The organism is Comamonas sp. 4034 (assembly GCF_050434545.1).
Classification (GTDB): Bacteria; Pseudomonadota; Gammaproteobacteria; order Burkholderiales; family Burkholderiaceae_C; genus Comamonas; species Comamonas odontotermitis.
The window spans coordinates 1-24113 of the sequence record NZ_JBNDIT010000023.1; the positions used below are offsets into that span (position 1 = coordinate 1).

The following is a 24113-nucleotide window of genomic DNA, read 5'->3' on the forward strand; positions in this document are numbered from 1 at the left end:
ACCGAGCTGGGCACGCCCCAAACGGTGGCCGTGGCATAACTACGTCTGGGGTTTGGGGAGACTCAGTCCCAAACCGATTTATGCAACAAGGCCGTTGCAATGCAAAGGATAGGCCCTCACAAGCTGGCGCCTGTCGTCTGGTATCAATGTGTGACGGCACTCCTCCAAAATTGTTGCTTCCAAGCATGGATCCATTGGCTGATAAAGCAGTCCGGCACGGTCTAAGCGGTTGCTGTGAGGACAGCGAAACGGGAAGCGGCATCCTCGGGAGAATGAAAGACGGCACCGCGAGGATTGTCTGGCCATGGAAAACAAGACATTGCAGTCCGACCAACGCAAGAGTTCCGCTGACGAAAGGCACGAGAGGCTCAGATGATTGTTGATAAGATTAATGTATCAATTGCATAAATTTTGAAAAAATGATCTTGTCCTCAACGAGGTCGGGCCCTCTGCTAAAGGACTTTTCGCTCCCGAACACGCTTGTATCTGTTCTTACCTGGGGTTTTGGAGTTCCGGGGGGCACACAGATGCAGGCGGCACTGCCAATGGGCGTGCGGAAGGCCCGAGCACAGGCCGACGCTCTGGATCTGACTTTGCCGCCTTTGGTCCTTTCTGAGGCTATTCCGGGGAACCGTATTTGATGACCGATAAATTTCATCATAAGAGAAGCTCAGGCTTTACCTTGGTAGAGCTGATGGTCACGATCGCGATCATGGCTGTACTCGCCACTATTGCAGCGCCGAGTTTCACTGGTTTGATTGAACGTTGGCGAGCCATGCAGGCGTTTGAAGGGTTGCAGTCAACGCTTTACTACGCACGTTCGGAGGCCATCAAGAGAGGTGGTCACGTCTCCTTGCGGAAAGAGCCGACCGGCACTAATGGTTGCGCTTTAGGCAGTGGAAATAGCGACTGGGATTGTGGCTGGTACGTTTTTAGTGACATTAATGCAAACGGAGACATCGATAGCGGAGATACCCGTTTGCAGGGATTTCTGACTTCCAACAAGATCCAAGTAACCCGTTCTGAAAGCGCAGCATCCATCACGTTTGATCGGTGGGGTATGCCGGCGGCGTCATTCGGGTTCATCATCCTTCCGCAAGGTAAGGCTGCCTCCGACCCCTCGGCCATTGGCTTATGCATGAGTCGAGGGGGGCGTGTTCGCAAAGTTCCCGCCGTAGATGTTCCATGTTCGGACTGAAAAAAATGCCCAATAAAAATCACCGCCAGCGCGGCATTACTTTACTTGAATCACTGATTGCTATTGTTGTTTCAGCACTTGGTATTCTAGGGATCATTGGCGTTCAATTACGTACCCTCGCTGACACGCAAAACACGGTGCGCCGTGAGCAGGCTATTCGTTTGATAGAGGATTTGAGCGAGCGCATGAAGATCAATCCCAATGCGTTGAGCAATTTGGACAGCTATGTGTCGAATTTCGCCAACCTTCCAACGCTGGGTAATTGTTCTTCTGGTTGTAATGCTTCTGCACAGGCGACTTATGATCTGGCCCTCTGGAAGGAGATGGTACAAAACACTTTGCCACTTGGTCAGGCTAGCATATTTATTGCGCCAGGGGAAAAAGATGCAACTGCAGGTACACGGCGCCAATTGGGTGTAATGATTGCTTGGCGTGAGAATGAGCGTGCTGGTCTTTCATCGGACGATAAGAAGCAGGCTGACGCGACCCAGGTTCGTGCCGCTGACGGTTCCCTGAGTGCGGGAGCGGGTGCGGATAAAACTTCCAATGCCTGCCCGGATGGCTATACCTGCCATTTGCAATACATTCCAGTCAGTGCCCGTTGCGCGCCATACATCGTTGGCTCTTCTACTCGCTATTTCTGTCCTGGTACTTAATATGCCAAAAATAGTAGCTGTGATTGATCTTCCTAAAATTCATATGAATAAGCGGTACCAAGGAGCTTGGAGCCAGCGTGGTGTCAGTCTGGTAGAGCTGATGGTTGGTATTGCCATAGGCTTGCTGGTTGTTGCAGTCGCTGGAGGTGCTTTGATGGTATCGCGAGGTGTCTCTGGCTCTGTCAGCGATGCCAACTTGATACAGCAACAGGCTGGCTTTGCATTTCGGACAATTGGCTTGCAATTGCGACAAGCCGGATCACTGTATCTCAATCTCAATCCGAAAAATAACACGAATACAGATATTGATCTTTATGCATTGCCAGTTGCATTTGAAACCAAGGCGGTATCTTCTAATGCAAATAGAGGGTTTACTCCGAAGGTGGATACCATTAGTGGTGACGATAATTCCATCAATCTCGGTTACCGTCGTTATAAGGAAGCGGTTTTTACAGAGAAATCGTCTGACCCAGCGACGCAGTCGCTGTCACGCGATTGCCTAGGTGGCCCGGAGGACAAAGACAGCGCAGATAACAATAGTTATATGAGGCTTGATAGCAGGTTTTCAATCAATGGAACGGATCTGCGCTGTACCAATACCCTGGGGGTCACCCAGTCGATTGTAAACAACGTTGCCAACTTCAGTGTCCGCTATTTGCTGCAAAGCGATGCTTCAACAGGCTCTCCAACCATTCGGTATGTCAATGCTGCCGGCGTGGGGGCGAATTGGGGGAGAGTTACTGGAGTAGAGGTTTGCTTGGTATTGTTTGGTAATGAGCGTATGGACTTGCCTGAAAATAGCAACTACCCCGATTGTGATGGTTCCACTGTTGATATGTCGAGTGCTAGTGCTTCTGACATGAATGGTAATCCGTTGGGCACTGCGCGTGCAGGGCGTATTCATATGACATTTCGTAATGTCTACCAATTACGCAGCCAAGGACTTGTTGGCAGTGTTTTGTAGGCGGGAAATGAGCAATAACAATGCAAAAAAAATCTCTTATATATAGGTATATGCGTCACCCGAGCCATTCGCATCAGCGCGGTGTCACGTTGTTTGTAGTCATTGTATTTGTCATGCTGTCAATGCTTTTGGCTCTCTGGGCGTCGCGCTCCGCGTTGTTCGGTGAAATGGTTGTAGGCAATGACGCCGATTACCAGCGTGCATTTGAAGCTGCACAGGCGCTATTGCAGGATGCAGAGCTTGATATTCGGGGTCAGAATGCGGATGGGTCCAAGTGCACAACAGACAGCAGCGATGACAAGGTATGTCGCCGTAATAATGCGCTGGACCAGATTCCTCTGGAAGGAAAAGACGTCGGGTCACTCCTCGCGAATCTGGATGAGCTGTCTATCAAGTGTCGCAATGGCCTTTGTACCAAACGCAACGGAAAGCAGGATTTCTGGAGCAATAGCGATTCAACCAAAGGCATCACTTTGGCGCAGATGACGGGAACCCAAGGCAGTCCCGCCAGCACCATTGGTGCACGTTATGGCATGTTTACCGGGGCAAAACTAAAGGGGTCTGGTGATGAGCCTGCCAATCCCATCTTGGCTGACCGCAGTGCGCCAGGCAGAGGCGGGTGGTATTGGGTTGAAGTTCTTCCCTATGACGAAAGCAGCAAAAGCTCAGGTTTGATCATGGCGGAAACGACCAACCCTGATGGGAGTAAGTCTGTTGGTGCGGCCAATAACTATCTCGCGCTCAATCTCCTCCCCAATGTGATCTATCGCACCACAGCGCTTGCCTATGGTCGTAAACAGAATTCCATGGTGGTATTGCAGCAGACCTATGCACGGCAAAAGCTTAAAGACTGATAATGGTTGCACTGAACTGATCAATTTATAAGTCAATACCGTGCAAGCGATAAAAAATTTTTTCGAATAAATTATTGATAGAGAGAGATGGGAATCATGAATAGCACAATCCCCCGTCATTTTAGAAAAAATCTGTTGGCACTGGCAACTTGTGCGGTAGCAGCTCCACATGCGGCTTGGGCACTTGATTTGGCCAGTGGGCCTCCTGGTACCAAGGAACCCTATGTTGCCCCGAATGTCATCATCTCGATTGATGATTCCGGTAGTATGGATTGGCAAATTACCAATACATCCGTAGGTTCGGCTACTATTACCGCGCCAGACTCCAATGGGGTATGGGATACCAGAGCTAAGCGTATCAATGTGTTGAAATACGCACTCAAGCAAGTTTTTACTGATACTTCTCTGCTTCCTGATAAAAAAATCCGCCTGGCGTGGCAAGCCATGTGGAATAACGGGAATTCGCCAGATGCGAAGAGCGTCGACAGTGCCACCATGAAGACGAATTCCATGCGCCCCTTGCAAGGGGACATGACGACAGCAGGCACCCAGCGAAAGAACTTTCTCAACTTTGTAGATTCCTTGAAGCCTGTCAATGGAACACCATCTCATCTCTTGTTCAGTCAGGCAGATGCATATATGAGGCGGAGTCTGAGTGCGAGCAGCCCATGGTCGACCAATCCTGGCGGATCGGATGCGGCAAGTACCCAATATCTCGGATGTCGGCGCAATTACCACATTATGTTTACTGACGGTCGATGGAATGGCACGGTTTCCGGTGGTTCTCGGGATGACAATACAAAAGCAATCACGTTGCCTGATGGAACGGTATACGGCAGCACTACGGCTGCGGGTAGGCCCAATAACCAACTGTATGCCGATACCTACAGCAATACCCTCGCAGATTGGGCCTTTTACAGTTGGTCAAATCCGTTGCAAACAAGTGGTCTGACTGGTTCGGCTCAGCCGAGTGCCGATTATAGAAAAGCGCCTGCAACTGAAAATTTTGGTGTAGATAGTGCTGGTAAAAGTGCGACCCTGGATCGGTATTGGAACCCGCGTTACGATCCGGCCACTTGGGCACATATGGTGACATATACTATTGGTATTAGTAATGATGCTACCACTTGGCCAGGGGCCAGTAGCATCATTGCGCCTACACAAAAAGTCCCTTTTGGCTATGATAAAAGCTTTCTTGATCTGGTAACAGGTACGCGAAAGTGGCCGGACATGAGTACCGGAGAAAATGTCCGCGCCTTGGATCTTTGGCATGCGGCTTTGAATGGGCGTGGTCGCTTTTATTCCGTAATGACAGGCCAGGATCTGGAAAAAGCTTTCCGTGAGATTATTGGACAAATCAACACCAGTAATGAAGGAGAGACAACATCGACTGCGGCAAGCGGCTCTAATGCCTCTCGCTATGATGTAGGTACTTATACTGGCGTTTATGAACCCCTGAATGCATGGAAGGGTTATGTAAAAGCAGAAACGGTGAATAAAAATGGGACTGTTACACTAGGATGGAGCGGGAAAAATACATCACAACTATTGGATGCTGTTAATGTAAACAATCGTTTAATTTTGAGTTGGAGCGACCAGCTCGTAACAGCAGGATCAGCTGCGATAGAAAAAGGTGGCGTCTCCTTTAAGTGGTCTACCAGCCAAGCATATCTGAGTACGGCACAAAATGCGAAATTAGGCTTGAATACAGCTTCACCACTGGCCACTAGCGGCCAAGATGTATTGGGTTATATCCGCGGAGTACGAGCCTACGAAGCGCCAGATGGTGGATCGACTTCTACTCAGCCATTTCGCAAGCGCGAAAGTGTTCAGGGCGACATTATCAATTCCGGTGTTTGGTATGTAGGTGCGCCAGCTGGCACATACGCGCTGCAGGGGTATAGCAATTTTGTGCGCGCGCAAAAGAACCGCACGCCCATGATCTATGTGGGAGGCAACGATGGCATGCTGCATGGATTTTCTGCTACAGACGGCGCCGAGAAAATCGCCTACGTCCCACAAGGCGTTATCGCGTCGTTGAAAGATTTGGCTGACCCTAGCTACAGCCATAAATACTATGTAGATGGCTCGCCTATGACGGGTGATGTCGAATTGGGCGGTGTGATCACCGGAGGCAGCAGCTCTTTTTACCAGCCTGATTGGCGAACCTTGTTGGTGGGCACGTTGGGCGCGGGTGGTAAGGGCTATTTTGTACTGGATGTTACGAACCCAGTGACCGGAAGCGCTTCCCTTGCGCCTGGTTTTGCAGAGACCAATGCGAGTACTTTGGTCAAGGTGGACCGTACACGCGCAACGGCTGATCTGCGCAACTGCGCTTCCTTCACCAATGGCTCAGCCGAGAAGACTTTCTGCGAAAAAGCTGCAGATGAGGATAAGGACATCGGGCACATTATCGCCAAGCCAGTGCTGGATGAAAACGACCCCATGCGAACAACTCAGATTACGCGCATGAACAATGGGCGCTGGGCGGCGGTCATGGGAAATGGCTACAACAGCACCAATCAACGCCCAGTATTGTTGGTGCAATATCTGGACGGTAGCCGAGAGTTGTTGCGGATTCCAACTACAACAGCAACTGCCGGTACTGGTAACGCGAAAGACAATGGCCTTTCTGCGCCTCGACTGATCGATCTGAACGGTGACGGCCGCGTCGATATTGTTTACGCTGGTGACAATCTGGGTAATATATGGAAGTTTGACTTGACGAGCGACAGCGCTGGGGACTGGGGAGTTGCGTTCAGCGGTAATCCATTGTTTACCGCGCGCGGGCCGTCCTCTTTGGGATCGAGCGCACGTAACAATGTTCAACCCATTACGGTGGCTCCTACCGTGCGGGCCAATGACCGCAAGAAATGCCTGGAGTTTCAAACGGTGGGTGGTATCAAGTCTTGCAAGGCTGACAAGGTGGAGGCTGTGGGTGGCATGATGGTGTCCTTTGGCACAGGGCGTAATGTGACGACAGACGACCCCAACAGTGTCGAGGTTCAGACCTTGTACTCGGTACTGGATAACACCCGTTATCAGTTGCGTTATGCTGATGAGACGAAAAAGCAATTAAAGGTTTGCACATTCAGCGGATGTCCAACACCTGCGGCCCTCGGTACAGGTGTGACTACGGCTGGCTTGGTCAAGCGTTCAATTGCAGCCGCCAATATCTCAGGCACCGGTGCCGCAGCGGGAGCTGGCCGCATCGTGGAAGATGTTGCTTTGTATGAGACAGACGATACGCAAACCAAATACTGGTTGACGGCGAAAAACGGGTGGTACATGGATTTGCCAGCAGTGGGTGAGCGGCTGCTGAAGAACATGGAAATGTATGACAACACAAATATCTTGATGGTGTATAGCCAGGTGCCGGCCAAAGGCTCGGATGTGGATGTGACCAAAGAAAGCTGCGAATCCACCTCGGTCGATTCGGAGCGTCAGTACCGCACGATGCTCAATATCATGGATGGAGCAAAGCCCAGCATTCAGCTGATTGATGCAGCAGGCAATGGTACTTATAGCGCTGCGGACAACGACAATGCTTCGCGGGTACAGGTGGATAAGGGCTCGCATTCGCAAATTGCATCGTCCGAGACCGTCATGCTGGATGTGAGTACGTGTAGGGGTGAAAAATGCCTGCGCGATGACGCAGAACGCATTCTGCGCATGCCTGAGCAATCGCTGCGTCCGAGCTGGCGTCAACTGAAATGAGTGGAGGCCAAAGAATGCAAAAGAGAAACAGGCTGATGCACCAACGCGGCTTTACATTGATTGAGCTGATGATCGTGGTGGCGGTGGTGGGCATTCTCACAGCCATTGCAATGCCCAGTTACAACGAATATATTCGTCGCGGTTACAGGGCCGAAGGGCGCGCTGCTTTGCTGCAGGCTGCTCAATGGATGGAGCGGGCGGCTACGGCAACAGGAACCTATCCTCTCGCGGCCAACTTCTCTTCAAACGGCCTTCCTGATAACTACTCTAAAACACCTTCAGATCGCTATACCATCAGTTCGGCATCTACTGATGGAGTTGCCTTTACTTTGACAGCAACCCCCAAAGGATCGCAAGCCAATGATAAGTGTGGTAATTACACGCTCACTAATACAGGCCTAAGAGGGGCGAAGGATGTTACATCAGGCGCTATTGTTACTGAGTGCTGGGGTAAGTAGTAAAATTTTTTAAAAGCTAATTGCCTTTATTTCAAAAAAGATTGAGTGGTTAATATTTAGTTCATTTAAAGGAAGGCTCAAAGGCTATTTTGGGCCATTCACTCCGCACTCCACCGATCCCCCCAATCCCGTAGTCCTTGCAACTCTCGTCTGTCGCGCTTGGTGGGACGGCCATCCTTGAGCGTATTGGCGGGTTCGGGGGCCAGGCGGCGTTGTTCGGCCAGCGCGGCCCTCTGCGCAATGCTCTCGGGAGTCTCGGTGTAAAGCGCCTGTGCGACGGGAGCGGGCCCCCGGGTGCGGGCCATGGCGGCGATGACCACAGTCTTGGGGATGTTGCCCTGTTGCAGTTCCACGGTATCGCCTGCTCTTACCTCTTTGCCAGGCTTGGCGCTGGTCTGGTTGACGCGCACATGGCCTTTGCTGATGGCTTCCACCGCGATGGCGCGTGTCTTGTAGAAGCGCGCGCACCACAGCCATTTGTCGATGCGCATGGATTCACTGTCAGAGGTGTCGGATATGGACATGTGAGGAAGGTGGGGATGTGTTGGCTACTAAAGCAAACTCTACTACAGCGTCGAATCCTTCAATGGCGCCGTTGCCATGGCGGTTACGCAAGTGCAGTTGTGCATGAAGCGCATCACAGATGGAGCGGCAAATGGCAAGGCCCAGGCCTGATCCGCCATTGGGTGTACCGCTGACAAAAGGCTCTGCCAGGCGTGTCTGTACCGCCGGGGATACGCCTTCTCCCCAATCGCTGACGCGCAGAATCGGGTGATTCTCTTCAATGGCCAACCTGATCTGCAAGGGCGCACCATGCGGTGAATGCTGTATGGCGTTGTGCAGCAGATTGCGTACCAGCTCACGCAGCATCCAGGGGTGGGCCAGCAGCGTCAGCTCTTCGCTCACCAGTTCAAACTGCAGGTTCTTTTCGGCCAGCAAGGGTGATAGCTCGATGACCATGTCGCGCACGATCTCGGTCAAGCTGACAGGTTGTGCCTGTTCCGACTGCTGCAACTGCTCTACTTTTGCGAGCGACAACATCTGATTGGCCAACTGGGTTGCGCGGCCCACCGTGCTGTTGATTTCGTGCAAGGCCTGGAGTGGCTCCACATCGCCGCGAAGGGCCGATTGCACTTGAACCTTGAGCACAGCCAGTGGCGTGCGCAATTGATGCGATGCATCGCGCACAAAGCGTTTCTGGTGTGCCAGCAGATGAGCCAGGCGAGCCATGGCGTGGTTGGTGGAGTCCACAAGGGGCAGTACTTCGACCGGGGTGGCGGGTGGCACTTTCAGCGGTTGCAGATCATCGTTGCTGCGGCTGTTGAGTTGCTCGCTCAATTGCAGGATGGGCAGGGTGGCACGGCGCACCACGAACACGACGACACATGCAATGCAGACAAACAGCAGCGCCTGCTTGAACAAGGTGCCCAGCAGAATCTCTCGGGCCAGGGATTCTCGGATCTGCAGTGTTTCTGCCACCTGCACGATGGCCATGCCGCGTCCGTTGGCGCTGGCTACAGGTTGCAGCAGCGCGGCAATGCGAACAGGCATGCCTCGGAACTCCCCATTGTAGAAGTCCACCAGTGCCGCATAGGGCGGCTGCTGGGCGATCCGGCCCCTCCACAGTGGAAGTTCGGCAAAGCCACCAATCAGTTCGCCCGCCATCGTGGAGACGCGATAGAACAGGCGCGACTGGTTGTCCGCCTCAAAGGCCTCCAGGGCGGAGTAGGGGACGGTGGATTCGACAATGGCCAGTTCGTCATAGCCTTGCACGGTCAACTGCTCACCAATTACCTTGGCCGATGCCAGCAAGCTGCGATCATAGGCGGTGTTCAGGGACTGGAGCGACTGCTGGTAGAGGCTGCTGGTGTTGTAGACCATGAAGATGACCACGGGCAGCAGAATACCGAGCAACAGATTTCGGCGGATGGAGCTATTCGAGTTGCTGGCCGTATGGGGGCTACTGGAGCTTGGCTTTGCAGTGTTGGCTGGCGTGGGCATGTCTTGCAGGTCGTACGAGGTGGCATGCTATTCGGCTGGAGTACCGCCGGATTTGAGCAGGTAGCCCAGGCCGCGCAAGGTCATCAGCTGCATGCCGGTAGGGGCCAGTTTTTTGCGTAGACGGTAGGCCACGACTTCGACCGCTTCGAGCTGCACGTCAGGCTCGCCAGCAAACACGGCGGCGAACAGGCGCTCCTTGGTGACAGCCTGGCCCATGGGCTGGATCAGGGTCTTGAGGAAGGCGACTTCCCTTGGTGTCAGCTCAAATATGGCGTCATGCCAGTAAAAGGCCTCGGCGGACTTGTCATAGCGCAGGCTCCCGGCGGCCGTTGTGGCGGGTGTGGCACTGTCTGGTGCAGTGGGCTGCGACCGCCGCACCAGGGCGCGGATGCGGGCCTCCAGTTCATCCAGGTCAAATGGCTTGGCTAGATAGTCGTCAGCGCCGGAATTGAGGCCGAGCACACGGTCGCCTACCGTACCGCGCGCAGTCAGGATCAGGGTGGGTGTGGCCAGGCCTTCTGCTCGTGCCTGGGCAATGATGTCCAGCCCATCCATATTGGGCAGGCTCAGGTCCAGCAGTACGGCATCGGGCCGCAGCCGGCGCCAGGCATGCAGCGCGGCTGCGCCGTCGGTAATGGGAGTGACATCCATGCCGCGCCGCTGCAATGTGCGCTGCAGGGTGGTCTGCATGGTGGCATCGTCCTCGATCAAAAGCAGGTGCATGCCAGCAAGTTTGCACCATATTGAAGGCTGTTCGTACCGTGGGTGCGGCCCCCGATCTCTTGGTGTTTCCCCTAGTGAATCAGCGCAGGCGTGACAGCCATTTGACAGGTATTGCCACGATCATCAGTTCATCTACAACATCTTCCAAGGAGACAATCATGCGTCGTGACGAGTTCCTTAAATCCATGCTGGCATTGGCTGCTGCCGGAGCCTTGCCGCTCAGCGCCCATGCTGCTGCAAATCTGAAAATGTTGCTGCCTGCCAACCCTGGTGGTGGCTGGGACACCACGGGCCGTGCACTGGGCAAGGCCTTGCAGGACGCCGGCGTGGCTGGCTCGGTCACCTACGACAACAAGGGCGGCGCGGCCGGTGCCATTGGCCTTGCGCAGTTCGTCAATGGCAGCAAGGGCGATGCCAATGCCATGATGGTGATGGGTGCGGTCATGCTGGGCGGCATCATCACCGGCAAGCCGCCGGTGGATCTGAACCAGGCGACGCCTTTGGCTCGCCTCACCAGCGAATACAACGTCTTTGTGCTGCCTACCAATTCGCCGTTCAAGACCATGGCAGATGTGGTGGCGCAGCTCAAAAAGGATCCGGGCTCCGTCAAATGGGGCGGCGGCTCGCGCGGATCGACCGAGCACATTGCTGCTGCGATGATTGCACGGGCGGTGGGCGTGGATCCCGCCAAGATCAATTACGTTGCCTTCCGTGGCGGCGGCGAGGCGATTGCCGCCATCCTGGGTGGCAATGTCACCGTCGGAGGCAGCGGTTTCAGCGAATTTGCCGAATACATCTCGACTGGCAAGATGAAGCCGATTGCCGTCACGGCTGCACAACGCCTGGAGGGTGTGGATGTTCCCACACTCAAGGAGCAGGGTATTGATGTGGAGATCGGCAACTGGCGCGGCGTGTATGGTGCCCCCGGCATCAGTGCGGAGCAGCGCAAGAATCTGATCGACATGCTGGACAAAGCCATGAAGAGCAAGAGCTGGGCCGAGTCGATGAAGAAGAACGACTGGACAGCCGCCTGGCTGGCGGGCGATGACTTCAGCAAGTTTGTATCGACGGAATTTGCCAGCCTGAAAGACACGATGACCCGCGCAGGCATGGTGTCCTGATTCTTGTGCTGCCCTGGCGGTTCTGCTCCGCCAGGAGCAATTCTCAGATTCTCTGTTTATTAAAAAGATAGCTGCTGGCGCTTGGCGGATAAGCGCCAGGACTTGTTTTTCTCAAGATTTCAGGTGCTGGAAGCAGGTTGTGGATTGTGGGCAGGCGGCCTGCCGATGGTGGATTGAGATGCGATGTGGTCAGCGCACTGCATTGCTGCTGCACAGCGTCGCTTCTCTGCGGCGATGGTTCGGGCCCGCCTGCACCCCAGAGTCCATGATCCAACATTGCCGTGCACCATTCCAAAGGACAAAGGAGACGCCGACATGAGCCCAATGGCAGATCCCCATGCAGCGGCCGGTACCGCTGCCAATAATTCGTCAGGCGCGGAGCCTGGTTTTGAACACGCCAATCAGCCAAGCACGGCGGCCCAACTGGCCGTTGGCATTGCTGTGCTGGTGGTGGCGGGCCTGCTGTCATGGGGTGCGTTGCACATCCCATCCCAAGCCGGTTACAGCGGCGTCGGGCCTGATTTCCTGCCCTGGCTGGCCGCCTGCGTGCTCGGTCTGTGCGGGCTGTGGCTGTGCTGGGAAGCGCTGAGTGGCGGCTACCGTCACCTGGACGCGCCGGACGGTGCGCAGCACGGCGACTGGGGCGCACTGGTCTGGGTATGTGCTGGCTTGCTCATCAACGCGGCGCTCATCACCACCTTGGGCTTCATCGTCAGCTGTACGCTGTGCTACGCCGTGGCAACACAGGGCTTGCGTCGCGCCTCTGGCCAAGCCCATGCGGGCAGCGCCAGAACCATTGGCACGGATCTGTTCACCGGAGCGGTGATTTCCGCGCCGGTGTTCTGGACCTTCACGCAATTCCTGGCAATCAATCTGCCGGGTCTGACGGAAACAGGGTGGCTGTGATGGAAATATTCAACGCATTGCTCCAAGGCTTCGCTACCGCAGCGACGCCAGTCAACCTGCTGTGGGCGCTGGTCGGTTGCGCGCTGGGTACGGCAGTGGGCGTGTTACCCGGCATCGGTCCTGCAGTAGCCGTGGCCATGTTGCTGCCCATTACTGCCAAGGTGGAAGTCACCGCCTCGATGATCTTCTTTGCCGGTATCTACTACGGCGCAATGTACGGTGGCTCGACCACGTCGATCCTGCTGAACACGCCGGGCGAGACTGCAAGCATGGTGACGGCCATGGAGGGCAACAAGATGGCCAAGAGCGGCCGCGCTGGCGCGGCGCTCGCCACGTCGGCCATTGGCTCTTTTGTGGCCGGTACCATTGCCACCGTGGTGGTGACGCTGTTCGCCCCCTATGTTGCAGACTTCGCAGTCAAGCTGGGGCCGCCGGAGTATTTCATGCTGATGGTGCTGGCTTTCACCACCGTGAGTGCGGTGCTCGGCAAGAGTAGCCTGCGCGGCATGACCGCGCTGTTTCTCGGTCTTGCCATTGGTTGCATCGGCATGGACCAGATCACTGGCACGGCCCGCTATACGATGGGCAAACCGGAGTTGCTGGACGGTATCGATATCGTGCTGGTGGCGGTAGGCCTGTTTGCCGTGGCTGAGGTGCTGTATTACGCGCTGTACGAGGGCAAGACGCGTGACTCGCAGAACAAGATGGGCCGCGTGCACATGACGCGTCGCGACTGGAAGCGTTCAGTGCCTGCATGGATCCGCGGCACGGTGATTGGAACGCCCTTTGGCTGCATTCCCGCTGGCGGTACGGAGATTCCGACCTTTCTGAGCTATGCCACCGAGAAGAAGCTGGCCAAGGGCGAAGACAAGGCAGAGTTTGGTACCTCCGGCGCCATCGAAGGCGTTGCAGGCCCGGAAGCCGCCAACAACGCGACTGTCACAGCGGCGTTGATTCCGCTGTTGACGCTGGGCATTCCTACCAGCAACACCACCGCCGTGTTGCTGGGTGCATTCCAGAACTACGGCATCAACCCGGGTCCGCAATTGTTCACCACTTCGGCTGCGCTGGTGTGGGCGCTGATCGCATCGCTTTATATCGGCAATGTGATGCTGTTGGTGCTGAACTTGCCCATGGTGGGCATGTGGGTCAAGCTGCTCAAGATTCCCAAGCCGCAGCTGTATGCTGGCATTCTGATCTTTGCGACCGTTGGAGCGTATGGCATGCGCCAAAGCACGTTTGATCTGTACCTGTTGCTGGCTATCGGTGCGCTGGGTGTGGTGATGCGCCGGTTTGATTTTCCGACTGCACCGGTGGTGGTTGGCATGATTCTCGGGCCGCTGGCTGAAGCGCAAATGCGCAACGCCGTGGCCATTGGGGAAGGCAGCTGGAGCATCTTCTGGCAGCGGCCCATGTCGTTGGCGTTGATCATCATCGTGCTGGCTGTGCTGATTGTTCCACGCGTGCTCAAGGCAAGAGGGAGCAAAAAGGCCGCAATGCCGGCTTCGGCATGAGGCATCGGCCATCTACTTTCAGGCGCCCGGACGGGCGCCTTTTTATTCATGGAGAGCGTGCAAAGGCATCAGGCCATTGCATGGGCTCTGCTATATAGTGGTGTACCGGCAAGGTATGGTGGCCTGGCCGGAAAGCTGGTCAGTCGCTGCAGATGGAAGGAATGCGGGCATGGAATCGCAAGAGATGGAAGACGACGGCGTGTATGAAAGCGCCGCAGAGCTATTCAAGGCCATGGCCGCGCCCATGCGGCTCAAGATCATCAGCGCGCTGTGCAATGGTGAAAAGAACGTGTCCGAACTGCTGACATCGATCAACACCACGCAGCCCAATATGTCGCAACACCTGAACACCTTGTACCAGGCAGGGGTGCTGGGCAAGCGGCGCGAGGGGGTCAGCATCTACTACTACATTGCAAATGACAAGGTGGTGCAGATGTGCCGCAGCGTCTGTCTGCAGATTGCCATGGAAGATTGAAGGCTCCATCCGCAAAATGTGAAAAGGCAGCCGGTGGCTGCCTTTTTTGCTGATGATGCAGGGCGATCAGGGCTTCAAGTACACGAAGCCCTCCTTGGCTTGAAGGCGGGCGACTTCGGCTACGCCGGACGGCACCACCTGGGTTTCCATCAGCAGCTTCGATGCGTCAATCTTGCGGCTCTGCAAGGTGTTGTTGCACACGCGAAACTCCACACCCTTGGCGGACAATGCGCTCACCTGTCCGCTGAACTCGCGGCCCTTGCTGTCCTTGGCATCACTGAGCAGGAAATCGATTCCCGGGCCATGCGTCACCACCACGATCTTGTCGGTGGGCGAAGCGTTGAGCTCGTTGGTGATGTTGTTGAGGATGGCTGCTGCAGTTTCGACGCCAGTATTGACGTGGTAGACCACTTTGACCTTGTCCTGGGCAAAGCCGACGGCTGCCATCAAGGACAGGAAGACGGCACACAACAGGCGTTTCATGGGAGGCTCCTTTGCATTGGTAGTATCTCCAGCCCCAAAATATCGCTGGTAACTTATATTAGCAACAGGCAATTGCTTTGCAAAGCCAGTAACAGTACCTAGGATTTCTAGTGAACGGCGGGTGGAGACAGGAGTCAAGCATGGTGGCAACACGGGTGAAATGGGCTTACGCTTTTGCATGGGTGCTGGGCTGGAGCGCTGCAAGCACGCAGGCGCACGGCACGGATGGAGCACCTGAAATGCCGATGGCCACAACTGCAAGCACAGCGGCGGGCAATCCATCACAGGGCTCGCCGGGCGCGGCGACAGCAGCCGTCTCGATGGAAGTCAAACGGGTAGCCCCCGATGTGTACTACGTGCAGGGCCTGTCGGCGCTGGGTTCGCCGCAAAACCAGAACTTTATCTCCAATGCTGGCTTCGTCATCACGCAAGACAGCGTGGTGGTGATTGATGCGCTGGGCTCTCCCGCACTGGCCAAGACGCTGGTGCAGAAAATCAGGCAGATCACGAACAAACCCATCAGCACCGTGCTGCTGACGCATTACCACGCTGACCACATCTATGGCCTGCAGGTCTTCAAGGCCCTTGGTGCCAAGATCATTGCCAACGGCTTGGCGCGAGAGTACATCAACTCCGAAACGGCCACGCTGCGCCTGGCGGCCTCCCGCACGGAGCTGGCGCCATGGATCGATGCCGACACCCACCTGGTGAATGCAGATGAATGGGTGAGCGCAGACAACAGTGTGTTCACGATCGGTGGAGTGCAGTTTCAGTTGCAGCACATGGGGCCTGCCCATACGCCGGAAGATACAGCGATTTTCCTCCCGCAAAGCGGTGTGCTGTTCATTGGGGATGTGGTGTTTCGCAACCGTATTCCTTACGTCGGCCAAGCCGACAGCCGCCATTGGATTGCCGCGCTCGACAACCTGCTGAAGCTCCCCGTCAAGGTCATGGTGCCAGGTCACGGCCCGGCATCGAATGATCCCAAGGTCGACATGCAGCTGACGCGCGACTATCTCAACTACCTGCGCGAATCCATGGCCAAGGCTGCAGGCAATCTGGACCCCTTTGACGAAGCCTACAAATCCACCGATTGGTCGCGCTTTGAGAAGTATCCGCTGTTCAAGGAGGCCAACCGCATGAACGCGTACAACACCTATTTGCTGATGGAGCAGGAAAAACCATGATCCGCCGACGCGATGCCATGCTGGGATTGCTCATCAGCCAGGCAGCAGGAAGCTGGGCAGTGCAGGCCCAGACACTGGATGCATCGGAGCAGCTGCTGCCTACGGCGGCGGATTTGCCCCAAAGCCTGGCGTTGGCCGTGCGTCAAGGCCAACCGCTGGTGGTGTTGGCTACCTTGCATGGTTGCCCATTTTGCAAGGTGGCGCGCGAAAACTACCTGCTTCCTGCCAGCAAGGACGGTGCGGTGGTAACGCAGATCCACTTTCTGTCACGCATGCCTTTGCGCGACTGGGCGGGGCGAGCCACGACCCATGGACAGGTGGTCAAGGACCTGGGCATTGAGGTTGCGCCGACGGTATTGTTCTACGGCTGTGGCGGAAAGGAATTGGTCCCTAGGCTTACGGCGGGTTCCACTTCCGACTTCTACGGCGCATACCTTGACGAACGTCTTGCGCAGGCGCGTACATCTTTCAAGTCTGCAATCTAACCCGACGGGCCACGCCGTTGTTCAATGGTATGGAGCCCGATGCAGTAACACCGCGCCTGTACCGGCACGGCTGAAAACCTGAAGTTCGTTATTCATATATGGGATAACGCGGGTATCACCTAGTCATGCGAGCGGCCAGAATTCTCTAATATTTCGATAAATAAAAATATGCTTATATATAAATAAAGGTGAAGCGATGAGACAACTTCGAAGTGTTTGGATGGCAGGAGCCGTCATGGTGGGGGGCGGGTTGGCAGCAGCTCCCGCATGGGCCAATCTGGCCCTGGCACAGAAGAATGCATGCATGGCCTGCCACAGCGTCGACAAGAAACTGGTGGGCCCGGCCTATCGGGATGTGGCAAAGAAATATGCAGGCCAGGCCGATGCACAAGCTCAGCTCGCCAAAAGCATCAAGGCGGGCGGTTCTGGCAAGTGGGGCGCGGTTCCCATGCCGCCGCAAGCAGCGCTCAGCGATGCAGATGCCAGCACACTGGCTGCCTGGATTCTGGGTGGTTCCAAGTAAGGCAAGCGACCATCGCTTATTTCTCGGATAAAGCTTGCTATTGGAAAGGGAGCATATGCGGAGCCAGCTGATGGGCAGGGTGCGCAAGGCGCCAGAGAATTTTGTACCTCCACAGGCGGTGGGTACGGTGTTTGCAGAGGCGAAGGCTGGGCGGCGCGACTTCATACGCAGTGCATTTGCCGCTGCTGCAGGCACCGTGGCGGCTTCCGTGCATGCGCAACAGGCATCGGCGGGAGATGGAGACCCGAACATTCTGGAGTTGCCTGCCCACAGCAAGGGCCTGGGCCAGCCGGTAGTGACCGATGGCTATGGCAAACCTTCCAAGTACGAGGCCAATGTGCAGCGTAGGCAAAGCCCCGGGCTCACACAGACCAAGCAGGCCTCGGTATCGTTTGCGCCGCTGCAATCTCTGTTTGGCATTGTTACGCCGAGCGGCCTGCATTTCGAGCGCCACCATCAGGGCTGGTGGGACATTGATCCCTCCAAGCACCGCTTGATGGTCAATGGTCTGGTCAAGAGCGCCAAGGTGTTCACGATGGATGACATCATGCGCCTGCCTTCGGTGTCGCGCTTTCACTTCATAGAGTGCGGCGCCAATACCGGGATGGAATGGGGCAATGTGGCTGTGCCGACGGTGCAATATACGCACGGCATGCTCTCGTGCAGCGAGTTCACTGGTGTGCCGCTGATCACCTTGCTCGAAATGGCCGGGGCCGATCTGAAAAAGGGCAAGTTCATTCTGGCCGAGGGCGCCGATGGATCTTCGATGACGCGCACCATTCCGGTGGAACTGATCACGTCCGGTGAAGTGCTGGTGGCTTATGGCCAGAACGGCGAGATGCTGCGTCCCGAGCAAGGCTATCCGCTGCGCCTCGTGGTGCCAGGCGTGCAAGGTGTCAGCTGGGTCAAGTACCTGCGTCGCATTGAAGTGGGCGACATGCCCTACGCCACTAAAGACGAAGCGGTGCACTATGTGGATCTGATGCCGGACGGCCAGCACCGCCAGTACACCAGCATTCAGGAATGCAAGAGCGTGGTGACCACGCCTTCGGGCGGACAGATGCTGCTCGACAAGGGCTTCTACAACATCACAGGGCTGGCATGGTCGGGGCGCGGCAAGGTCAAGCGTGTGGATGTGAGCGTGGATGGCGGTCGCAACTGGCGCACGGCTCGCCTCGAAGGGCCTGTGATGGAAAAATGCCTCACGCGTTTCAACATCGACTGGGCCTGGAATGGCGAGGAATGCATCATCCAGAGCCGGGCGATGGACGAGACCGGCTATGTGCAGCCTACCTATCAGCAGCTGCGGGCCGTCCGCGGCACGCGTTCCATCTACCACAACAACGCCATCCAGTCGTGGGCGGTGCATGCGAATGGGGAGGTGGCCAATGTTCAGCTTGCGTAAAAAAAGACTGATGGGGTATGCCCTGTTTGTGCTGACTGCTATCAATGGAGTAGCGTTTGCGCAAACTGCTGGAAAAACAGGAGAGCGCTTTCAAGGCATTGGCCGGGAGGCGACTTCCAAGGAAGTACAAGCCTGGGATATCGACGTACGTCCTGATTTCAAAGGACTGCCGCCAGGCTCGGGCTCGGTGCAGAAAGGCATGGATGTGTGGGAGGCCAAGTGTGCATCCTGCCACGGGGTCTTTGGCGAATCGAACGAGGTCTTCAGCCCGTTGATTGGCGGCACCACAGCCGAGGACATCAAGACCGGCCATGCAGCGCGACTGAAGGACCCCGCCTTTCCAGGCCGGACCACAATGATGAAGGTAGCCACGGTATCGACCCTGTGGGACTACATCAACCGCGCCATGCCATGGAATGCCCCCAAGACGCTGACCACGGAAGAGGTGTATGCGGTAACCGCCTACCTGCTCAACCTGGGCGGTGTGGTTCCCGATGACTACACGCTCAGCGACAAGAACATTGCCCAAGTGCAGCAGAAAATGCCCAATCGCAATGGCATGACCACCCAGCACGGGCTGTGGCCAGGCAACGAATTTGCGAACGGTGCAAAGCAAGGAGCAGGCCAGCCGGATGTGCGCGCCACAGCCTGCATGCGCAATTGCGGCCCCGAGCCACAGGTGCGGTCGGCCCTGCCTGCGCATGCAAGCAATAACCACGGCAACCTGGCGGCACAAAACCGCCTGGTGGGTGCGCAGCGCGGTGTTGAAACCGACGGCAGCAATGGCAAGTCTGGCAAGGCAGAGACGAAGGCGGGTGCGAGCGCAGGCAAGGCTGCAGCACCTACCGCGCTGCTGGAGAAAAACGCCTGCATTGCCTGCCATGGCATGGATCAGAAGATTGTGGGCCCGGGATTTGCCGAGATCGCGAAGAAATACCCCGGCAAGAAGGACTATCTTCTGGGCAAGATCAAAGCGGGCGGCACGGGTGTGTGGGGGTCAATGCCCATGCCGCCGCAGCCCGGAATCAGCGACGATGATGCCCAGGCGATTGCCGGTTGGCTGGCGGGTGATTCTGCGGCAAAGCCGTAGCAGGCCTGTTGCTGGCGACTGAACGCATCGGGCCATTCCCATATTCACGTATTACAAGGAGACTGAGACATGAACCGCAGAGATGCACTCAAACATTCCGCAGCCGTTACCGGCTTGCTGCTGGCAGCGGGCCTGCTGCCCCGTGCAGCACTGGCAGCCTACAACCAGACCGCGTTTGATGCAAAGACCGTGGCGGATGTGATCAAGGCCATGGGCGCTGCGGCGCCCGAGGAAAGCAAGGATGTCAGCCTGACCGCGCCAGACATTGCAGAGAACGGCGCAGTCGTGCCCATTGGTGCTGCCACCACCCTGCCCAATGTGAAGCGCCTTCTGGTGCTGGTCGAGAAGAATCCGAACACCCTGGTGGCCGCCTTTGATGTGAATGATGCTGTCGAGCCTAACTTTCTCACGCGCGCCAAGCTGGGCCAGTCTTCGGACGTGTATGCGGTTGCCATCACCGCGGATGGCAAGGCACTGTTTGCGAAGAAGGAAGTGAAGGTCACCCTGGGTGGCTGCGGCGGCTAAGACGAGACAACAAGGAGATAGACATGGCAGATCCAATGCGTATTCGCGCCCAGGCAGCGGGTGACAAGACCACGGTGCGGGTGTTGATGTCCCACGAGATGGAAACCGGCCAACGCAAGGATGGGGAAGGCAAGACCATTCCGGCCTGGTTCATCCAGGAAGTGACCGCGTCACTCAATGGCAAGCCCGTGCTGACGGCTGAATGGGGGCCTGCGGTATCGAAGAACCCATTTCTGCAGTTTGTCGTCAAAGGCGCCAAGGCGGGCGACAAGATATCGGTGTCCTGGAAGGACAACAAGGGAGAGACGCGAACCGATGAAGCCACGGTGAGCTGATGGCTGCAACGGCGCAAGGACGAACCTTTCTCGACCTTGCGGCGGCAACTGCGGCAGGATCCGCCACACGGCAGTGCACTTTGCCTGGGTAGACGCCGCGCTGTCTGCCTTCTTTGACAGATAACAAAAAAGGGGTGCCCCATGAGACAAACCAACCGGGCCGGGAAACTGGCCTTCTCTGCCGCTCTGGCATTGCTGGCCAGTGCCTCTGCCGTTGCGCAGAAAAGCACCGCCGATGGCATTGCCGAATACCGCGAAATGCTGCAGGACGGAAATCCCGCCGAGCTGTTCGAGATGAAAGGCGAGGAGTTGTGGAAACAAAGACGCGGCCCCAAGAACGCCTCGCTGGAACAGTGTGACCTGGGCAAGGGGCCAGGCGTGGTCAAAGGCGCGTTTGTGGAGTTGCCCCGCTATTTTGCAGACACCGCAAAGGTGCAGGATCTGGAGTCGCGCCTCTTGACCTGCATGGAAAAGCAGCAAGGCCTCGATGCCAAAAAAATTGCCGCTACGCCTTTTGGCAAGGATGAGCAGAAGAACATGGAAGGCCTCGTCGCCTGGATTGCATCGCAGTCCAAGGGAATGGCCTTCAACCTGCCGCAAACCCATGTGCAGGAGAAGCAGGCCTATGAAATGGGCAAGCGTTTGTTCTTCATGCGAGGCGGCCCTCATGACTTTGCCTGTGCCTCCTGCCATGGTGCGGATGGCAAGCGCATCCGCCTGCAGGATTTGCCTAACCTGACCAAGAACCCGGGTGCCTCGGAAGGCTTTGGTGCATGGCCCGCGTACCGAGTCTCGTCTGGCGAATTGTGGAGCATGCAGAGGCGCCTGAATGACTGCTATCGCCAGCAGCGATTTCCGTACCCTGGTTACGCCAGTGATGTGACCGTCGCTCTGGGGGTGTACATGGGTGTCAATGGCAAGGACGGCAAGGCAACTGCGCCGTCCATCAAGCGCTGAAGGAGGGGAACCATGTCAAAAGCAAACTGGTTGCCCATTGCGGGCATCGCGTCGTCCTTGATCGTGCTGGGGTGTGCATCTGTGGACAGCAGCGCAAATCTGGATGCCCTGACCCAGCAGGCCGTGGCATCGTCGTTCCGCGATCAGGGTATCGCCAAGGTGGATCGCCTGCAGCAGGATGAATCCAATGCCGCTTGCAGTGCCGCCGATGTGGCGGGCGTACCATTGGACGCCAAGCGTAGCGCGGCAATTGAAGCTGCCAACCTGAAAACCGTGCAGTGGCCCAAGGACGGCAAGCTGGTCGGTGATTGGAGAGAGGGAGAGAAAATTGCCCAGAACGGCCGAGGCATGACCTGGACCGACAAGGCTGGCAGCGCCAATGGTGGCAACTGCTACAACTGCCACCAGATCAGCAAGGAAGAAATCTCGTTCGGCACGCTGGGCCCTTCGCTCTACAACTACGGCAAGATTCGCGGCATCACCGATCCCGGCAGTGCCGAGTCCAAGGCCATTGTGGAGTACACCTGGGGCAAGGTCTGGAACGCCAAGGCCTACAACGCCTGCTCCGGCATGCCGCGTTTTGGCCATGCGGGCATCCTGACCGAAGCGCAGGTGCGCGATGTGGTGGCCCTGCTGGTGGATCCCAAGTCTCCGGTCAACCGCTGAAGTCGGCCGGATTATCAACACTATGAAAACAATAGCTGGTAGCGCTTGGTGAAAGCGCGCTACCAGCTATTTTTATCACTATGAGCCTCTCCAAACGCGAATTTCTGCAAGTGCTGGCGGCAGCCAGCGTCGGTGGCATGGGCCTGCAGCGCTACGCCTGGGCTGACAGCGCCACCTCTGACAAGGCGCTGTACGATGTGCCTCAATTTGGCAATGTGTCGCTGCTGCACATGACCGACTGCCACGCGCAGCTCAAACCCATTTATTTCCGTGAACCGAGCGTGAACCTGGGCATCGGTGCCATGAAGAACCAGCGACCCCATCTGGTGGGCGAACATTTGCTGCAGTCCTGCGGCATTCGGCCCGGAACCGCGAGTGCGCATGCCTTCAGCTACCTGGATTTTGAGGCAGCAGCCAAGCGTTACGGCAAGGTAGGCGGTTTTGCACACCTGTCTACTCTGGTCAAGCGCATGAAGGCTTCGCGCCCTGGGGCACTGCTGCTTGATGGCGGCGACACCTGGCAGGGATCGGCCACTTCGCTGTGGACGAACGCCCAGGACATGGTGGATGCCTGCAAGCTGCTGGGCGTGGATGTGATGACTGGTCATTGGGAATTTACCTATGGCATCGAGCGGGTGCAGCAGATCATCGAGAAGGATTTCGGCAACAAGCTCGACTTTGTGGCGCAGAACGTCAAGACCGCAGATTTTGGCGATCCGGTGTTCAAGCCCTATGTGATCCGCGAGATGAATGGCGTTCCCGTCGCCATCATTGGCCAGGCGTTCCCGTACACGCCGATCGCCAATCCACGCTACATGGTGGCGGACTGGAGCTTTGGCATTCAGGACGACAACCTGCAGAAGATGGTGGATGAGGCACGCAGCAAGGGGGCCAAGGTCGTTGTGGTTCTGTCGCACAACGGCATGGATGTCGACATCAAGATGGCGAGCCGCGTGCGTGGGGTGGATGCCATCCTGGGAGGCCATACGCATGATGGCATGCCCATTCCGACCATTGTCGAGAACGCGGGCGGCAAAACCATTGTGACCAACGCCGGTTCGAACGGAAAGTTCCTGGGCGTGCTGGATTTTGATGTGAAGGACGGCAAGGTTCGCGATTTCAAGTACCGCCTGATGCCGATCTTTGCCAACATCCTGCCTGCCGATACCGAGATGGAGGCGCTGATCACCAAGATCCGTGCGCCTTACGAATCGCGGTTGAACGAGGTGCTGGCGCGTACTGATGGAACCCTGTATCGGCGTGGCAACTTCAACGGCACGGGTGACCAACTGCTGCTGGATGCCATGATGGCGGTGCAGGATGCGCCGATTGCATTTTCGCCCGGTTTCCGCTGGGGAACATCGTTGCTGGCGGGCCAGGACATCACGCGAGAATGGCTGATGGACATGACCGCAACGACCTATTCGTATGCCACGGTAACCGAGATGACCGGCGCGACCATCAAGACCGTATTGGAGGATGTGGCTGACAACCTGTTCAACCCCGACCCTTATTACCAGCAGGGCGGTGACATGGTGCGTGTGGGCGGCCTGCAGTACCAGTGCGACCCGACAGCAAAGGCAGGGGCGCGCATCGCCGAGATGCGGCTCAAGGGCGAGTTGCTGGAGGCTGACAAGAAATACAAGGTGGCGGGATGGGCGCCTGTGGCGGAAGAAGCGAAGAGTGCGGGCAACCAGCAGATCTGGGAAGTGGTGGAGCCGTGGCTGAAGGACCAGAAGGTGCTCAAGCCGCGTTCGCTTAATGAACCAGGTCTGCTGAACGTGAAGCCCAACCAGGGGCTGGCCTGAGCGCGACAATATAGGGCTAGCGGGCATTGCTAAAACGCGATAGAACCGCTCCAATAGCGGAC

General features: G+C 56.6%; 24 protein-coding genes. 20 read left to right on the forward strand and 4 right to left on the reverse strand.

Annotated features, from left to right (window positions below; genetic code table 11):
• Positions 1–640 precede the first annotated feature (640 nt).
• From ABIE32_RS19105 to ABIE32_RS19130, 6 genes are all read left to right on the forward strand, one after another.
• Complete coding sequence (locus ABIE32_RS19105) at positions 641–1198, forward strand: GspH/FimT family pseudopilin (RefSeq protein WP_429018431.1); 558 nt, start codon at positions 641–643, stop codon at positions 1196–1198.
• A complete protein-coding gene (gene pilV, locus ABIE32_RS19110; protein WP_429018434.1) occupies positions 1186–1854 on the forward strand; it encodes a type IV pilus modification protein PilV in 669 nt (222 codons plus the stop codon). Before ABIE32_RS19105 ends, pilV begins: the two co-directional genes overlap by 13 nt.
• Before the next feature lies 1 nt (position 1855).
• On the forward strand, positions 1856–2818 hold the full coding sequence (locus ABIE32_RS19115) for a PilW family protein (RefSeq protein WP_429018436.1): 963 nt from the start codon (positions 1856–1858) through the stop codon (positions 2816–2818).
• A gap of 20 nt (positions 2819–2838) precedes the next feature.
• Complete coding sequence (locus ABIE32_RS19120; protein WP_429018438.1) at positions 2839–3672, forward strand: pilus assembly PilX family protein; 834 nt, start codon at positions 2839–2841, stop codon at positions 3670–3672.
• A 96-nt stretch (positions 3673–3768) separates the two neighbouring features.
• Complete coding sequence (locus tag ABIE32_RS19125) at positions 3769–7389, forward strand: pilus assembly protein (RefSeq protein ID WP_429018439.1); 3621 nt, start codon at positions 3769–3771, stop codon at positions 7387–7389.
• 14 nt (positions 7390–7403) lie between these two features.
• On the forward strand, positions 7404–7847 hold the full coding sequence (locus ABIE32_RS19130) for a type IV pilin protein (RefSeq protein ID WP_429018442.1): 444 nt from the start codon (positions 7404–7406) through the stop codon (positions 7845–7847).
• A 98-nt stretch (positions 7848–7945) separates the two neighbouring features.
• Here ABIE32_RS19130 and ABIE32_RS19135 read toward each other — a convergent pair whose 3' ends face one another.
• The 3 genes from ABIE32_RS19135 to ABIE32_RS19145 form a co-directional block, all read right to left on the reverse strand.
• Positions 7946–8338 (reverse strand): RNA-binding S4 domain-containing protein, encoded by a 393-nt coding sequence (locus ABIE32_RS19135; protein ID WP_429018444.1) that lies wholly within the window; start codon positions 8336–8338, stop codon positions 7946–7948.
• Positions 8339–8348: 10 nt separating this feature from the next.
• Positions 8349–9728: a sensor histidine kinase gene (locus ABIE32_RS19140; protein ID WP_429018537.1), complete on the reverse strand. Its 1380-nt coding sequence runs from the start codon at positions 9726–9728 to the stop codon at positions 8349–8351.
• A 147-nt stretch (positions 9729–9875) separates the two neighbouring features.
• Complete coding sequence (locus ABIE32_RS19145) at positions 9876–10571, reverse strand: response regulator (RefSeq protein WP_429018447.1); 696 nt, start codon at positions 10569–10571, stop codon at positions 9876–9878.
• A gap of 158 nt (positions 10572–10729) precedes the next feature.
• On the opposite strand from ABIE32_RS19145, the gene ABIE32_RS19150 reads away from it, so the two are divergent.
• The 4 genes from ABIE32_RS19150 to ABIE32_RS19165 all read left to right on the forward strand — a co-directional run bounded on the left by ABIE32_RS19150 (position 10730) and on the right by ABIE32_RS19165 (position 14587).
• Entirely contained in the window at positions 10730–11692 is a 963-nt protein-coding gene (locus tag ABIE32_RS19150) for a Bug family tripartite tricarboxylate transporter substrate binding protein (protein WP_224151575.1), read from the forward strand.
• 315 nt (positions 11693–12007) lie between these two features.
• Positions 12008–12598 (forward strand): tripartite tricarboxylate transporter TctB family protein, encoded by a 591-nt coding sequence (locus ABIE32_RS19155; protein WP_429018450.1) that lies wholly within the window; start codon positions 12008–12010, stop codon positions 12596–12598.
• The gene (locus tag ABIE32_RS19160; RefSeq protein ID WP_429018452.1) at positions 12598–14112 is read left to right on the forward strand and encodes a tripartite tricarboxylate transporter permease; all 1515 of its coding nucleotides are present in this window, start codon (positions 12598–12600) and stop codon (positions 14110–14112) included. Before ABIE32_RS19155 ends, ABIE32_RS19160 begins: the two co-directional genes overlap by 1 nt.
• A gap of 169 nt (positions 14113–14281) precedes the next feature.
• Positions 14282–14587 (forward strand): ArsR/SmtB family transcription factor, encoded by a 306-nt coding sequence (locus tag ABIE32_RS19165; protein WP_429018455.1) that lies wholly within the window; start codon positions 14282–14284, stop codon positions 14585–14587.
• A gap of 66 nt (positions 14588–14653) precedes the next feature.
• Here ABIE32_RS19165 and ABIE32_RS19170 read toward each other — a convergent pair whose 3' ends face one another.
• Positions 14654–15070: a DsrE family protein gene (locus tag ABIE32_RS19170; protein ID WP_224151579.1), complete on the reverse strand. Its 417-nt coding sequence runs from the start codon at positions 15068–15070 to the stop codon at positions 14654–14656.
• Positions 15071–15390: 320 nt separating this feature from the next.
• Here ABIE32_RS19170 and ABIE32_RS19175 point away from each other — a divergent pair, with 320 nt between their 5' ends.
• From ABIE32_RS19175 to soxB, 10 genes are all read left to right on the forward strand, one after another.
• On the forward strand, positions 15391–16257 hold the full coding sequence (locus ABIE32_RS19175) for an MBL fold metallo-hydrolase (RefSeq protein ID WP_429018539.1): 867 nt from the start codon (positions 15391–15393) through the stop codon (positions 16255–16257).
• Positions 16254–16742 carry a hypothetical protein gene (locus ABIE32_RS19180; RefSeq protein ID WP_429018458.1) on the forward strand — a complete coding sequence of 163 codons (489 nt, stop codon included), beginning with the start codon at positions 16254–16256 and terminating at the stop codon, positions 16740–16742. Before ABIE32_RS19175 ends, ABIE32_RS19180 begins: the two co-directional genes overlap by 4 nt.
• A 220-nt stretch (positions 16743–16962) precedes the next feature.
• Positions 16963–17265 (forward strand): c-type cytochrome, encoded by a 303-nt coding sequence (locus ABIE32_RS19185; protein WP_429018459.1) that lies wholly within the window; start codon positions 16963–16965, stop codon positions 17263–17265.
• Positions 17266–17320: 55 nt separating this feature from the next.
• The gene (soxC, locus tag ABIE32_RS19190; RefSeq protein WP_429018462.1) at positions 17321–18670 is read left to right on the forward strand and encodes a sulfite dehydrogenase; all 1350 of its coding nucleotides are present in this window, start codon (positions 17321–17323) and stop codon (positions 18668–18670) included.
• Entirely contained in the window at positions 18654–19760 is a 1107-nt protein-coding gene (locus ABIE32_RS19195) for a c-type cytochrome (protein ID WP_429018465.1), read from the forward strand. Before soxC ends, ABIE32_RS19195 begins: the two co-directional genes overlap by 17 nt.
• A 69-nt stretch (positions 19761–19829) precedes the next feature.
• Entirely contained in the window at positions 19830–20285 is a 456-nt protein-coding gene (gene soxY / locus ABIE32_RS19200; protein WP_224151584.1) for a thiosulfate oxidation carrier protein SoxY, read from the forward strand.
• A gap of 23 nt (positions 20286–20308) precedes the next feature.
• Complete coding sequence (soxZ, locus tag ABIE32_RS19205) at positions 20309–20620, forward strand: thiosulfate oxidation carrier complex protein SoxZ (protein ID WP_224151585.1); 312 nt, start codon at positions 20309–20311, stop codon at positions 20618–20620.
• A 141-nt stretch (positions 20621–20761) separates the two neighbouring features.
• On the forward strand, positions 20762–21577 hold the full coding sequence (soxA, locus tag ABIE32_RS19210; RefSeq protein WP_429018469.1) for a sulfur oxidation c-type cytochrome SoxA: 816 nt from the start codon (positions 20762–20764) through the stop codon (positions 21575–21577).
• A gap of 12 nt (positions 21578–21589) precedes the next feature.
• Complete coding sequence (gene soxX, locus ABIE32_RS19215; RefSeq protein ID WP_224151587.1) at positions 21590–22243, forward strand: sulfur oxidation c-type cytochrome SoxX; 654 nt, start codon at positions 21590–21592, stop codon at positions 22241–22243.
• A gap of 80 nt (positions 22244–22323) precedes the next feature.
• Entirely contained in the window at positions 22324–24051 is a 1728-nt protein-coding gene (gene soxB / locus ABIE32_RS19220; protein WP_429018471.1) for a thiosulfohydrolase SoxB, read from the forward strand.
• Positions 24052–24113: the final 62 nt, after the last annotated feature.

What these genes read in the sequence shown, in the direction of transcription:
- ABIE32_RS19165 (WP_429018455.1), top strand. Translation starts at nt 14,282, where the DNA reads ATGGAATCGCAAGAGATGGAAGACGACGGCGTGTATGAAAGCGCCGCA.
- soxY (WP_224151584.1), top strand. Translation starts at nt 19,830, where the DNA reads ATGAACCGCAGAGATGCACTCAAACATTCCGCAGCCGTTACCGGCTTG.
- soxB (WP_429018471.1), top strand. Translation starts at nt 22,324, where the DNA reads ATGAGCCTCTCCAAACGCGAATTTCTGCAAGTGCTGGCGGCAGCCAGC.
- soxA (WP_429018469.1), top strand. Translation starts at nt 20,762, where the DNA reads ATGAGACAAACCAACCGGGCCGGGAAACTGGCCTTCTCTGCCGCTCTG.
- soxX (WP_224151587.1), top strand. Translation starts at nt 21,590, where the DNA reads ATGTCAAAAGCAAACTGGTTGCCCATTGCGGGCATCGCGTCGTCCTTG.
- ABIE32_RS19185 (WP_429018459.1), top strand. Translation starts at nt 16,963, where the DNA reads ATGGCAGGAGCCGTCATGGTGGGGGGCGGGTTGGCAGCAGCTCCCGCA.
- soxZ (WP_224151585.1), top strand. Translation starts at nt 20,309, where the DNA reads ATGGCAGATCCAATGCGTATTCGCGCCCAGGCAGCGGGTGACAAGACC.
- ABIE32_RS19140 (WP_429018537.1), bottom strand. Translation starts at nt 9,728, where the DNA reads ATGGTCTACAACACCAGCAGCCTCTACCAGCAGTCGCTCCAGTCCCTG.
- ABIE32_RS19145 (WP_429018447.1), bottom strand. Translation starts at nt 10,571, where the DNA reads ATGCACCTGCTTTTGATCGAGGACGATGCCACCATGCAGACCACCCTG.
- ABIE32_RS19150 (WP_224151575.1), top strand. Translation starts at nt 10,730, where the DNA reads ATGCGTCGTGACGAGTTCCTTAAATCCATGCTGGCATTGGCTGCTGCC.
- ABIE32_RS19175 (WP_429018539.1), top strand. Translation starts at nt 15,391, where the DNA reads ATGGAAGTCAAACGGGTAGCCCCCGATGTGTACTACGTGCAGGGCCTG.
- ABIE32_RS19195 (WP_429018465.1), top strand. Translation starts at nt 18,654, where the DNA reads ATGTTCAGCTTGCGTAAAAAAAGACTGATGGGGTATGCCCTGTTTGTG.
- soxC (WP_429018462.1), top strand. Translation starts at nt 17,321, where the DNA reads ATGCGGAGCCAGCTGATGGGCAGGGTGCGCAAGGCGCCAGAGAATTTT.
- ABIE32_RS19180 (WP_429018458.1), top strand. Translation starts at nt 16,254, where the DNA reads ATGATCCGCCGACGCGATGCCATGCTGGGATTGCTCATCAGCCAGGCA.
- pilV (WP_429018434.1), top strand. Translation starts at nt 1,186, where the DNA reads ATGTTCGGACTGAAAAAAATGCCCAATAAAAATCACCGCCAGCGCGGC.
- ABIE32_RS19130 (WP_429018442.1), top strand. Translation starts at nt 7,404, where the DNA reads ATGCAAAAGAGAAACAGGCTGATGCACCAACGCGGCTTTACATTGATT.
- ABIE32_RS19135 (WP_429018444.1), bottom strand. Translation starts at nt 8,338, where the DNA reads ATGCGCATCGACAAATGGCTGTGGTGCGCGCGCTTCTACAAGACACGC.
- ABIE32_RS19125 (WP_429018439.1), top strand. Translation starts at nt 3,769, where the DNA reads ATGAATAGCACAATCCCCCGTCATTTTAGAAAAAATCTGTTGGCACTG.
- ABIE32_RS19120 (WP_429018438.1), top strand. Translation starts at nt 2,839, where the DNA reads ATGCAAAAAAAATCTCTTATATATAGGTATATGCGTCACCCGAGCCAT.
- ABIE32_RS19105 (WP_429018431.1), top strand. Translation starts at nt 641, where the DNA reads ATGACCGATAAATTTCATCATAAGAGAAGCTCAGGCTTTACCTTGGTA.
- ABIE32_RS19170 (WP_224151579.1), bottom strand. Translation starts at nt 15,070, where the DNA reads ATGAAACGCCTGTTGTGTGCCGTCTTCCTGTCCTTGATGGCAGCCGTC.
- ABIE32_RS19115 (WP_429018436.1), top strand. Translation starts at nt 1,856, where the DNA reads ATGCCAAAAATAGTAGCTGTGATTGATCTTCCTAAAATTCATATGAAT.
- ABIE32_RS19155 (WP_429018450.1), top strand. Translation starts at nt 12,008, where the DNA reads ATGAGCCCAATGGCAGATCCCCATGCAGCGGCCGGTACCGCTGCCAAT.
- ABIE32_RS19160 (WP_429018452.1), top strand. Translation starts at nt 12,598, where the DNA reads ATGGAAATATTCAACGCATTGCTCCAAGGCTTCGCTACCGCAGCGACG.